The organism is Treponema sp. SP13 (assembly GCF_050938355.1).
GTDB classification, from domain to species: Bacteria; Spirochaetota; Spirochaetia; order Treponematales; family Treponemataceae; genus Treponema_D; species Treponema_D socranskii.
Genome location: NZ_JADOVM010000001.1, coordinates 710,282 through 722,319, shown reverse-complemented (window position 1 = coordinate 722,319; position 12,038 = coordinate 710,282). Strand labels below are relative to the sequence as shown.

The window sequence follows — 12,038 nt, the reverse complement described above, 5'->3', positions numbered from 1 at the left end:
GATGAAAAACGATTATGCATACCTTGACCTTTTGGAACATCCGCTCGACAATCAGCAAAAAAAAGTGTGCTGCTCCGTAAAAAACGCCGTCGTCGCTGCGGGAGCGGGTTCGGGTAAAACGCAAGTGCTCGCGACGCGCTTTGCGTGGCTCGTTATGGAATTCGACGATATCAGAGCGCCGGCTGTTTTGACGCTGACGTTTACGAAAAAAGCCGCCGCCGAAATGTACGCGCGCATTTACAAAACGCTCGTATTTTTTTCAAAAAACGAACGGGTACCGGAACGCCAAAGAAAAAATGCCGCGCGGGCTGTAAGCGAATTTGCCGATGCCCGCATTCAAACGCTCGATTCGTACTGCGGCGCCGTCGTGCGTCAGGCTGCGAACCGTTACGGCATCCGTCCGGATTTTACGACGGGAAGTACGGACAGCGAGCGGAATATTAAAAATCTTGCATTGCTCTTCGTGCTGAAAAATCTTTCACGGCCGGGCATCCGCCGTTTTGCCGAAGCGGGAAAAGTGCAGGAGTTTTCCGATTCCCTTGTCGCAAAGATTATCGGCGACTACACTTCTCTTGCAACCGAAAGCGGCCGGTTTACGCGCTCCCTCAAAACGCAAAAATCGATAATTTCAGATGCGTGGAAAAAAATCGTAAGCGATAAGGGTGACGGCTCCCTCTTCGATATCGTTTCAAACGCCCTTTCGCTATGCGCCGAAGCGAAAAGCGATGCGTCATGCAAGTGGCAAAAAAACGCCGCCGCCGTAAAACTTTTTTCCTTTATCGAAACGCAGCCTCTTCCCGACTTCGCTTCGACGGTGTTTTCGCCCGACGATGTGGAGACGAGCGAAGCGTTGTACGAAAAACTTTTTTCTGCCGCGAATTGGGTTACGGTCTTATCCGCCTTTAAGCCCGGCAACGCCGCTTCTTCCCTCAAAGCGATAAAAGCCTGTACCGAAAACCTTGCGCGTTACGCCGACGAACTCACATCCCTTGCCGTGTATGTCAAAGAGTTTCCGTACATCAAAGATATGTGCAGCCTCTTCGACGAACTGCTTGAGCTTGTAAACCGGCAAAAGCGGACGTCGGGCGCGCTGACGTTTAAAGACGTGAGCGATATGGCGCTGAAAATATTGATCGAACAAAAAGACATCCGCAATCAGGAAAAGGCCGCATTCAGTAAAATCATGATCGACGAATTTCAGGACAACAACGGCCGAAACCGCGATCTCCTCTTTCTCCTTGCGGAACGCCTCGACGAATATACCGAAGTCGCTTCTGACGATCCGGCTGCGATTCGAAAAGCGCTCGTGCCGAATATTGCCGGCGATACATTATTTTTTGTCGGCGATGAAAAACAGTCGATCTATAAATTCCGCGGAGCCGACGTGTCGGTGTTCAATGAATTGAAGCGCGACCTTGCCCGCGGCGAAGACGAGGCGGAACTCCGCATGGTGTACAATTACCGATCGTTTCCGGAACTGCTTACGAGCTTTAATCAGATTTTCGGCGGCTTTTATAAAGCAGGCGATGATTACGCGTACAAAGACGGCACACCCTCTCTCTTTTTGCAAACGCCGGGCGCCTCCTATGAAGCGCTGTACACGGAAAATACCGTCGCCCGCTATGTCGATAAAAGCACTCACGAACGCGGTGCGCCGATCGCGCTCGACAAATCGAATATCCGATCTCACTTTGCGCTTTTGCCGTACAATAAAAACGATTACGCTCTCGAAAAGGAATCGGGTCTCGTACCCGACGTACAGGAACAGCTCGCATATTATATCGCGGAAAAAATCGTTAAGATGCACGAAGCAGGGGAGCCCTACGCGTCGTTCGCCGTGCTCGACAGGTCGCGTACAAAGAGAAATTATTTGAAGCGCCGGCTCGAACAGTTCCGCATTCCGTATGTACTCGACCGTCAAATCGATCTTTTCGCCGACGCTCCCGCAAACGATATATACGCATTCCTTAGGCTCTGCGTCTATCCGTCGGATATGAATGCGTTCGCGGCATTTTTGTGTTCGCCCTTCGCAGGTCTTACCGAAAACGATGTGAAAATTATTTTGGCAAACGCGATAGATTATCGAAGCAAAGATTTCGTGTTCGCTCCGTTTTCGAACGATGAAAAAATCATCGACGTATTTGCCGACGGTTCGATCGAACGAGAGCGCTATATCCGCGCAGCGGATTTTTTTAAAACGCATAAGGAGCGCGTGCTCGCCGAGCCGCTCACGAAAACGCTCAATACGCTGTGGTACGATATGGGCTACCGCTATGAAACGATGCTGAACCGCGCCGTAAGTCTCTTTGCCGAACAGTACGATCTGCTGTTCGAAGCGGCGCGGCAGGCGGACGCGGACGGAAAAGATGCGGCGTATTTTGTCGATATGCTCGCATCCCAAAAAGAAGCGGATAAAGGTTTCACTTTCGGAGACGGCGATACGGGAATAGGCGACATATCCTATCCGATCGAAAAAGGAGATGCCGTTCAAATAATGACCGTTCACAAAAGCAAGGGCTTGCAGTTCGATCACGTGTTCGTACTCGGCGCTTTCGACAACGTAAAAAACGACAGCGAAGAAAAATATTTTTTCAGCGAAGAAGCGGGCGTTTCGCTGAAGCCCGCCGAAGGCGAGCGGAATTATTTTTTTATCAAACAGCGCGATGAAAACCTTGCGAAAGACATCGCCGAATTCCGCCGCTTGATCTACGTCGCTGCAACCCGCGCGATCAAAGATTATTATTTTGTCGGAACATATTCGTACGATAAAGATCACAAACACCGCGTAAGCGATGCGTCCGTTTTCGATCCTGTCATCGCATATTATTATCCCGATTTTCTCGACTCGGACGCTGCGGTGCAATATGCCGACGGCGCGCCTTTCGACCTCGAACGCATCGAAAAAAAATCGAAGCGGGAAATATACGCGTCTTCCCGTATACCCGAATCTATAGATATTCTACGGAAGCGTAAAATACGGGATGCCGACGCGGTCTTTTCGTCTTCCGAAATCGATTTTATTAAAATGCCGGAAGTGCTTTCGAAACGCATTACGCCGAGTTCGTTGGAAAAACTCTATGATGAGGAGGCGGACCGCACGGAGGGCATCGTTCAAAGCACCGAAACTGCGGTGTGCAAAGGTGAAAGTGCGGCGCGAACGGAAGCGGGATTCGGAGAATCGGCAGGAGGCGATCTCTATCCCGAAATCGACGAGCTGCTTGAAAAACTTGCAAAAGAAAACGTGCGCTTCGGCTTCGACGAATTCGGAACGCTCGTTCACGCCTGCCTTGAAAACGCTATGAACGGCTTCGATTCCGCCGGCATAAAACTCGCTTTGGAAAAGTATATGCGGAAACTGTCCGAAGCGCAGCAAGATAAAATGAGTGAAGTGTGTGAAAAAATCTGCGCGCGCTTTGCAGCGTCCGAATACGGTGCACGTGCCCTAAAGGTGCGGGAAGAAGGCGCGTGGATAAAAACCGAATACGCCTTTAAAATGTGCATCGACTCTTATATCGTCACGGGTTCGATCGATTTGGTTTTCGATAACGGCGGCGGCACATATACGATCGTCGATTATAAAACCGATCATGAAATCGATCCCGTGCGGTATTACCGTCAGCAAGCGTGCTACCGAAAGGCGGTCGCAACTCTCCGTAATGTACCGGAAGAAAACGTGCGCTGCGTGCTCTACTACGTCAGGCATGACGAGTTTTCGGAAATTCCGCACGGAGATTTTTCAGTCGAAGATAACGCAACCGGCCTGTGAATTGTGCGGGACTATTTATTCGGATTTATCTTTATCCATTGCCAAAACGTTTTGTCTTCCTGCCCGAGCCGCCAAAATGAAATATTGTTAATTTTCTTTTCTTCGTAGAGGCGGCATTTTTTTACGAGCGAATAGGTATCGTCGAAAAAGCCGGTCACGTTTACCGTAGCGGTGTAGTTTATTTTCGCAACGCCGCCTTCGTCGCGCTCGACTTTCGGTACGCCGTTTTCAAGCATTTTGCGGTTGACGCCGCTGAAATACCACGCACCCGCATGCCGCTCTCCCGTCCACGTACGCCCGTAAAACGGAAGCCCCATGACGATTTTTTCTTTGGGGATTACCGTAAGCGCGTAGTCTGCGACGTTTGCGCACCACGCATAAGATGCGACCGGCCCCGGTCTGCTCGTACTCCAGTGCTCGTCGTACGCCATGATGATAACGCGGTCAGCGATTTCTCCGATCGTCTTATACGGAAAGATGTCGTCGGAAATCGTGCGCGTCCGCGCGGGTACGCATACGCTTAAAATTTTTCCGCCGATCGCTTTTTTCATATCGCGCAAAAATGTTAAAAAATTCTCCCTGTCGCGCGCGGGGATATACTCCATATCGATACACAATCCGTCGAAGTCCGCCGACGCTTCCGCAAGAGAGGTTTCAAATCCCTTTCGAAAACCGAGATCTTTATCCAACACAAAATGAACGAGCGCACGGCTGTCGCATGCAAAGGTAAGATGCACGCGGCCGGCGAACGACGGAAGCGATGAGCGGCGGGGCACTGCGTCGAGTTCCGCATAATTGTTGAGCGTCGCCGTAAAGAGCGCAATATCGGTGAGCGGAGCGTCCAAATCGATTTCTTCACCCCGCTCCTGCAGCGCAAAACCCCACACTTCACCGAAAGAAGAGTGTTCTCCGTCTATCGGCTCGCGGAGATATGCGGCGCCTTCGTTTTCAGCAAGTATTCGTTCTGCGCGTTCTTGCGGAGTTTCGGGCGGCGGCGTTTTATCTTTTTTCCCTCCGGCAAAAAGAAGCGCGGAAAAAAGCGGCAGTATTAAAATTATTAATTTTTGTCGGCGGTTTGTCATCTCTTGCGTACTCCTGTTATTTATATCGTTAATATCGTATACATCGGCGTTTTGCCCGGATGGAGTTCGAGTATGTGTTTTTCGCACGCAAGCGCTTCGTCGCTTTCGTGCGTCACGTGAAGCAGCGTCGTCGTACCGCTCTGTGCGATCGTTTCGAGCAAGTCAAGCACCCTTCGCCGGTGACTTTCGTCGAGACCGTGACAAGGTTCGTCGAGCACGAGGATGAGCGGGCATTTTACCGCGGCGCGTAAAATCAATACGGCGCGCTGTTCGCCGTAGCTGAGCGCGGAAAAAATTTCGTTACCGCGTCCGGAAAACCCGCCGAGCGAAAGCCATCTCTCAGCCGCCGCCGTTTCCATATCGGTCGCTTTTCCGTATAAGCCGATCGAATCGCGGAATCCCGAAACGACGACGTCGCGCAGCGCCGTCCCGCCGAGCATGCGGTATTCGACGTGCATCCGGTATGATACGATGCCGAGCTTCGCTTTGATGTCCCACATCGTTTCACCGCTTCCGCGCCGAGAGCCGAATACGCACACGTCGTTCGAATACACTTGCATATTGTCGCCGGTTATCAATTCGAGAAAAGTCGTTTTGCCCGAACCGTTCGGACCTCTGATGAGCCAGTGTTCGCCTTCGTACAGCGTCCAGTTCAAATCGCTAAGCACGGCGCGTCCGTCCCATCCGACGTTGACGCGATGCATTTCGATAAGCACGCGGCGATCCGATTGCGTCTTTCCTTGCGAAGCGGAATCGTCATCCGTCATTTTCAAATCGCTTTGAAAATTAATAATTTGTCGGGCAAATACCGCCTTGTCGGCACTTCTCGTTTTTTCGTTTTCGGTTTTGCGTTCTTTGAGAATTTTTTCGTAATCGCCTCGCGTCCCGCAAAATGAAAGTGCACCCTCGTTAAATTCGATCACGTGCGTTACAGCATCGGGAATTTCGGTATAACGTTCCGCACCGAGGATGATATAGGGGTTCGCTTCATTCGATGCGCGTTCGGCGCGCTGTTCGAGGGCAATCTCATTGAAAAAGTTTTTGAGGATCGTACGGCTTTCCGCATCGAGTCCTGCGAAAGGATCGCTTAAAATTAACAACTTTTTTTCTGAAACGAGGGCACGGGCGAGCAGCGTGCGGCGGATCTCTCCGGTTGACATATATTTCAGCCCGCGCTCCAGCACCGCTTCGATGCCGCATAATTTTACCGCCCGATGCGATGCGATCGAATCGAGGAGTTCGGGCGTCACGGATTTTTTTTTGTCGATGTCTGTAAGCGCTTCCGCGATAAATGTACGCCCCGTCCGTCCGATATCGACTCCACCCTCGCAGTATTCGCTTTCGTCGTTCTCACGCTCTTCTTGGATAAGGGCGGCTGCACGTTCAAGTGAAACGATTTCCGCAGAATTATTAAATTCGGAAAAAAAACGTCCGCGCGTTTCGCCGTCGTTCGGTACGATACCGAGTTCCCCCGCAAGCGCCGAAAGAAAGGCGGCTTTTCCTCCGCCGTTCGATCCCGTGACAAGCCACACTTCGCCCGTCCGCATAGTCCACGAAACGGACGCGATTAATATGCGCTTTGCGTTTTCGATGCGGCAATTTTCCAGTGTGATGAGCGCGCGTTGCATTGCATCAGTATAACGCAAAAATGCTGAAATGTGTATGGACGATTTTGCAGCCGCACGAAAAAATAGGGGGAACTTCGCGCTCGCTGCAAATCCCGCATTATTCGGATTTGCTCGCTCTTGACATGTTTCTATAAATAGTATTATACTGTTGTTACTGTTTGTAGAAACAGATTAAAATCGATCCGCGGGATGCGGATGTATGACAGGAGGTACGATTAAAAGCGCCGTCTGAAATATCGCCGTCGCTTTTAATCTCGAGTTTGCTTGGATGTTTGCAGAAGACGTGTATACGTGGCGTTTCGATAAGAATCGCATGAATACGATACGCTTTATTTTGCAAACTCGACTATTGAACGTGTGCGCGCACGCGCACGGCTAAAAACTTTTTCGGAAATTGATATTTCCTGCAAAAGCTTTTATAGGAGTTTTGTATGAAAAAATTATGTGCAGCTTTTACGGCGGCGTTGTTTACGGCAGCTGCGGTGTCGGCGATGGGGGGACAGGATGCGCCTTCTTCGGGCAAAACCTATAAAATCGGCATTGCGAAAATCGTACAGCACCAAGCGCTCGACGATATCGAGCAGGGTATTATGGACGTGATCAACGAATCGGGCATCAAAGCAAACTACGATTTACAAAATGCAAACGGAGACGTAAACACGGCCGCCCAAATCGCATCGCGCTATCGCGACGAGCGAGTCGATGTTGCCGTCGGTATTGCAACCCCCGTTGCCGTCGCGCTTGCCAATACGATCAAAGACGTGCCGGTCGTATTTGGAACGATTACCGATCCGGTGGGTGCGGGGCTCGTATCGACAACGGCGCACGGAGAGCGCAACGTAACCGGCATGAGCGATGCGATTCCGACCGATCAGCATATCAAATTATTTAAAGAGGTGGCGGGTATCAAAACGCTCGGCTATATTTACACGAGCAACGAAGCGAATTCCGCAAGCGCGCTCAACCTTGTTAAAAAGGGATGTGCCGAACAGGGGCTTGCGCTTGTGACGCAGGCGATTACGAATTCGTCGGAAGTAAAGCAGGCGGCCGAAACGCTTGTAAAGCGCGTCGACGGTCTCTACCTTTCAACCGATAACACGGTGTTCAGCGCGCTTCCCGCCGTCGTAAACGTTTTTGCCAAAGCGAAAAAACCGATCTTTTCAGGCGACGTGACGGGAGCGAAAAACGGCGGCATCTTTATGGCAAGCGGTTTTAATTATTATAAAGCCGGGCGCGCGACGGGTGAAATGGTCGTAGAAATTTTGCGCGGTGCGAAACCGGCCGATATGCCGATCCGCTTTATGACCGACCCGAGCGACAGCGATCTGCTCATCGACGTCGACGCGGCAGCTTTGTGCGGTATTGCGATTCCGAAAAAATATGCGGACAGCGCGAATTATATTTATCGAAACGGGAAATTGACGGAACGATAAAGCCGTTGCGCGGTACAACGCAAACGGTGGTACATTTTCCGTCGGCATGATATAGTATATACGTATATTATTAATATCGTGTAAGGAGGCCTGTCGTGAAGCGTTCAAAAATCAACAGCGTGATCAAAGAGATGGAAAAATTGATTTCCGACAACGGATTTCATCTGCCGCCGTTTTGTCATTGGACGCCGGATGAATGGAAGGGCAAGGGGCACGAGTACGACGAAATCCGCGACAATATGCTCGGTTGGGATATCACCGATTTCGGTCTTAATAATTTTGACAAAGTCGGGTTCGGCTTGATTACGTTGCGGAACGGCAATCAACACGATCCGAAATATAAAAAGGTCTACGCGGAAAAGCTGCTGTTTCTCCGGGACGATATGACCGCGCCGATGCATTTCCATTGGTACAAATCGGAAGATATCATCAACCGCGGCGGCGGCACATTATTAATTGAAGTATACAACGACGACGGAAACGGCGGGCTTGCGGATACGGACGTTCTCGTGAATTCCGACGGACGTTCCTACTATGTGCCTGCCGGTTCCAAAATAGAACTCAAAAACGGCGAAAGCATTACGCTTTGGCCGCACCAGTATCACGCGTTTCACGTCGTACCGAAAAGCGGCAGCGTGCTGATCGGAGAAGTATCGCAATGCAACGATGACACGACCGACAACCGATTTTACGAAGCGATCGGGCGATTTCCGAAGATCGAAGAGGATGAAGCGCCGTACCGCCTTTTGTGCAACGAATATCCGCCGGCGGCCGATTGACAACGCATGGGTGCCGAGTCGTGCTCGTTCGCGATGTCGTCGTATTCGACGGCTGCTTTTAAAAATCTGCGGAGTTTGTAGGAGCGCTCCGGTTCATTGCCTTGCAGCAAAGCGTTTTGCGATGAGTGCTGCCGCATTTTCTCCGTCCATAGCCGAAGATACGATGCCGCCCGAATAGCCCGAACCCTCGCCTGCGGGATAGAGACGCTCGATCGATGTGCACTCTCCCGTTTCTTTGCTGCGAAGTATACGTACGGGAGTCGATGTGCGCGTTTCGACGGCGATGAGAAGTGCATCGGATGAGATAAAGCCGCGCATATTTTTATTAAAATCGGAAAACGCCTTTTCAAGCCTCGTTTCGATGTGCGGCGGAAGCCATTCGTCGAGCCTGCTTGAGATGACACCGGGTGTAAAGCTCGTCGAAGGAAGCGATGTGCTTTTGCGATGCGTAAGAAAATCTTCCATGCGCTGAGCCGGCGCCGCCTGTCCCTTGGCATGCAGCTTCGCTTCGCGCTCGAGGTGCGCTCTCCAATATAAGCCCGCGAGGGCGGGACAGGCGTCCGCTTTTTTAATAAATTCTTGTCCGATGTCTTCCGGCCGCGTTTCGACGACGATCGCCGCATTCGACCATTTCGAGTTGCGCGCGCTCGTCGACATGCCGTTTACGACGATTCCGTCATCGCTCGTCGCCGACGGCACGACAAAACCTCCGGGGCACATGCAAAAAGAATAGACGCCGCGCCCCGAGACTTGCGTCGTAAGGCGGTATTCTGCGGAGTGAAATTTTTTCCCGTGAAACTGAATCGCATCGATGAGTTCTCGCGGGTGTTCGACGCGTACGCCCGCCGCAAAGGTTTTCGCTTCGAGCGCTTCGGGTGCGTATCGCGCGACGAGGTCGTATATGTCGTTTGCCGAATGTCCCGATGCAAGCAGCACCGCGTCCGCTTCGATCGTGCGCCGCTCTTTCGTTTTCGTATGCTCTACGGCGATTCCCGTGATGCGTTTTTTGCCGTTTTCGGTTTCCGTGAGAAAATCGATGCATTTTGTGCAGCTGTGAAATTCGCCTCCGAGTGACATGATTTTTTCGCGCATCGCGTTTACGATTTTCGGAAGTTTGTCCGTACCGATGTGCGGATGCGCGTCGGTGAGGATCGATTCCGACGCTCCGAAAAAACGGAACAGAGAGAGGATACGGCCGACGTCTCCGCGCTTCGTACTTCTCGTGTAAAGCTTTCCGTCGCTGAATGCACCGGCGCCTCCTTCGCCGAAACAGTAATTGCTGTCGCCGTCGACCGAGCCTTTCGTACCGATCTTAGCTATCGTTTTTTTGCGCTCGTCCGTCTCTTCGCCCCGCTCGACGATTATCGGCGTGATACCGTCTTCAAACAGGCGGAGTGCGCCGAACAATCCTGCGGGGCCGGAACCGACGATGACGACGCGTCTTGCTCCGTCGGCACGCTTCCATTCGGGGATGGGCTTTTCGAATTGCACGTCGGGCGCTTCGCCGATATAGACTTTGCAGCGGAGACATAGTTTTACACTTCCGTGCCGAGCGTCGATCGAGCGCTTTACGACTGCGAGTCGTATGTCTTCGGTTCGGGTGCGGACGTTTTTTTTCGCAAGCGCTTCCGCCGCTTTATTTTTTAATACATTTTCATCGTGCTCGTCTTTTGGACAGACGATGAGCGTGATTTCGGTGATCATAAAGATTTCCACGCGTCGATAAATTCGAGCATAAACTGTTGGATATCGCCGAAGTATTTTTTTTGAAATGCGCACGCCTTTTTCCCGATGTAGCGGAAGTGCCAGCTTTCCCAGCGATAGCCGGTTATGTCTTCATAGCCGTCGGGAAAACTCAAACTCCAGCCGTAGTCTTCCGCATGTTCTTTCATCCACGCACCCGCACGGGTGTTGGCAAAGGTATTGTCGATGGAACCGAAGTCGATGACGAGACCGAGTTGGTGCTGGCTCGTGCCCGCACGCGAACTTTCGCGCTCGGCTTCCGCAAGCCCGTCGATCGCAACCCAGCGCTCGAACACTTTTTTTTGATATTCGTAGGAACGGTATGTCGAGCTTGCGAGGAGCGTAACGCCGTCGTTCCGCGCCGCGCGTCCCATAATGACGAGCGCTTCGTACGCTTCCGGCCGCAGCGACAGATCGTTTCGGATAACGTTGAACGCATCGTTTTTCACAAGCGGAATGAGGCGCGAAGGCGCGTAGCCGTCGGGAAGCGGATGCGTTTTATCGACAAGGGTCAAAAGCGAAAGATCGTCCTTGGGATTTTGTGCGTCTTCTTCGAGAAGCGCTTTTAAATCCGCGATAAATTCGCCGTAATCGTCTATGACGATCGTTTCCTGCGCGCGCGCACTCATGTCGGAAATTATTAATCGAGCGCGTTCTTCATCCCGTTCCCGCTGTACTTCTTCCGCAGTTTTTTGCACGGCGGTCGTATCCCGTGCTTTTGTTAAAAACGCCGTCTCTGCCGCGCCGGTATTGCCGCCTTTTCGTCCGAATGCAAAAAACATCAGGGCGAGAAATGCGGCACACAGTATGGCCGAAACAGGCAGTATCGTTTGTTTTTTCATCGTATGTCCTCATGTATAATTTAATAATTATTAATTCGGCACGGGAGACGTGCGGCAGGGATTGGAGGGGCGGAAGTTCCGAAGGAATGGAGCCGGAAGGCGGAACCCCGAAAAGCCCGGTTTTTGCGGCGCGGCCGCAAAAAGCCGCCCGAAACAATATGTGTACGATACAATCCGCATGCGTTTTATCACTTGAATTCGTAGGCCTGTAAGCCGCAGTTTTCAAAGCCGCTGTTCGTGAATTCTTCGATGGTTTCGTAATCCTGAAAATACGTGCTGATAAGCGACGAAACCATGCCGTGGCACACAAACAGCAGATTATCGGGCGCATAGCGTGCGCGGGCATCTTCGATCGCTCCGTAAATGCGGTGCGCGGCATAGAGCAGCGATTCGCCTCCGGGAAAGCGTTTATACGGGTTCGCTTTTATCGCGAGAAATTCCGCGCCCCTTGTACTCGTGTGTTCGAATTCGCCGAAATCGATTTCGTGCAGGCGTTTTTCGATGACGGCTTCGATGCCGAGCGCTTTTTCTATGTAGGATGCGGTTACCCGAGCGCGTCCGAGAGGCGAGACGAGTATGTGTTTGATGCGGTAATCGTTTTGCCTTTCGGCAAGCCGAGCGGCGAGAGAAGCTGCCTGCTGCATGCCTTTTTCCGCAAGCGGGACTTCGGCAAGACCTGAGATGAGGTGTTTTGCATTCCAGTCGGTTTCACCGTGTCGGGTAACGTAGAGCGTCATAGCGACATACTACCCAAAAACGGCGATT

General features: G+C 51.7%; 8 protein-coding genes. 3 read left to right on the top strand and 5 right to left on the bottom strand.

Annotated features, from left to right (window positions below; genetic code table 11):
• Position 1 precedes the first annotated feature (1 nt).
• Positions 2-3,766, top strand: coding sequence for a UvrD-helicase domain-containing protein (locus IZU26_RS03210; protein WP_433276724.1), 3,765 nt, complete (start codon positions 2-4; stop codon positions 3,764-3,766).
• Between the two features lie 11 nt (positions 3,767-3,777).
• Here IZU26_RS03210 and IZU26_RS03205 read toward each other — a convergent pair whose 3' ends face one another.
• Both IZU26_RS03205 and IZU26_RS03200 read right to left on the bottom strand, forming a co-directional pair.
• Positions 3,778-4,848 carry a glycosyl hydrolase family 18 protein gene (locus IZU26_RS03205; protein WP_433276721.1) on the bottom strand — a complete coding sequence of 357 codons (1,071 nt, stop codon included), beginning with the start codon at positions 4,846-4,848 and terminating at the stop codon, positions 3,778-3,780.
• A 20-nt stretch (positions 4,849-4,868) separates the two neighbouring features.
• On the bottom strand, positions 4,869-6,476 hold the full coding sequence (locus IZU26_RS03200; RefSeq protein ID WP_433276719.1) for an ATP-binding cassette domain-containing protein: 1,608 nt from the start codon (positions 6,474-6,476) through the stop codon (positions 4,869-4,871).
• A 431-nt stretch (positions 6,477-6,907) separates the two neighbouring features.
• Here IZU26_RS03200 and IZU26_RS03195 point away from each other — a divergent pair, with 431 nt between their 5' ends.
• Complete coding sequence (locus tag IZU26_RS03195) at positions 6,908-7,909, top strand: ABC transporter substrate-binding protein (RefSeq protein ID WP_021495535.1); 1,002 nt, start codon at positions 6,908-6,910, stop codon at positions 7,907-7,909.
• A gap of 95 nt (positions 7,910-8,004) precedes the next feature.
• Positions 8,005-8,688, top strand: a complete 684-nt coding sequence (locus IZU26_RS03190; RefSeq protein WP_021330833.1) for a D-lyxose/D-mannose family sugar isomerase — start codon at positions 8,005-8,007, stop codon at positions 8,686-8,688.
• Positions 8,689-8,781: 93 nt separating this feature from the next.
• On the opposite strand, the gene IZU26_RS03185 is transcribed toward IZU26_RS03190, so the two are convergent.
• From IZU26_RS03185 to IZU26_RS03175, 3 genes are all read right to left on the bottom strand, one after another.
• A complete protein-coding gene (locus tag IZU26_RS03185) occupies positions 8,782-10,392 on the bottom strand; it encodes an NAD(P)/FAD-dependent oxidoreductase (protein ID WP_433276716.1) in 1,611 nt (536 codons plus the stop codon).
• Positions 10,389-11,273, bottom strand: a complete 885-nt coding sequence (locus IZU26_RS03180; RefSeq protein ID WP_433276714.1) for a M15 family metallopeptidase — start codon at positions 11,271-11,273, stop codon at positions 10,389-10,391. The genes IZU26_RS03185 and IZU26_RS03180 overlap by 4 nt, the downstream gene beginning before the upstream one ends.
• Positions 11,274-11,461: 188 nt before the next feature.
• Entirely contained in the window at positions 11,462-12,010 is a 549-nt protein-coding gene (locus tag IZU26_RS03175; RefSeq protein WP_433276712.1) for a histidine phosphatase family protein, read from the bottom strand.
• Between the last annotated feature and the right edge of the window lie 28 nt (positions 12,011-12,038).

Bases quoted from the DNA above. Each gene is read 5' to 3' on its own strand.
- IZU26_RS03210 (WP_433276724.1), top strand. From the start codon at position 2: ATGAAAAACGATTATGCATACCTTGACCTTTTGGAACATCCGCTCGAC.
- IZU26_RS03205 (WP_433276721.1), bottom strand. From the start codon at position 4,848: ATGACAAACCGCCGACAAAAATTAATAATTTTAATACTGCCGCTTTTT.
- IZU26_RS03200 (WP_433276719.1), bottom strand. From the start codon at position 6,476: ATGCAACGCGCGCTCATCACACTGGAAAATTGCCGCATCGAAAACGCA.
- IZU26_RS03195 (WP_021495535.1), top strand. From the start codon at position 6,908: ATGAAAAAATTATGTGCAGCTTTTACGGCGGCGTTGTTTACGGCAGCT.
- IZU26_RS03185 (WP_433276716.1), bottom strand. From the start codon at position 10,392: ATGATCACCGAAATCACGCTCATCGTCTGTCCAAAAGACGAGCACGAT.
- IZU26_RS03180 (WP_433276714.1), bottom strand. From the start codon at position 11,273: ATGAAAAAACAAACGATACTGCCTGTTTCGGCCATACTGTGTGCCGCA.
- IZU26_RS03175 (WP_433276712.1), bottom strand. From the start codon at position 12,010: ATGACGCTCTACGTTACCCGACACGGTGAAACCGACTGGAATGCAAAA.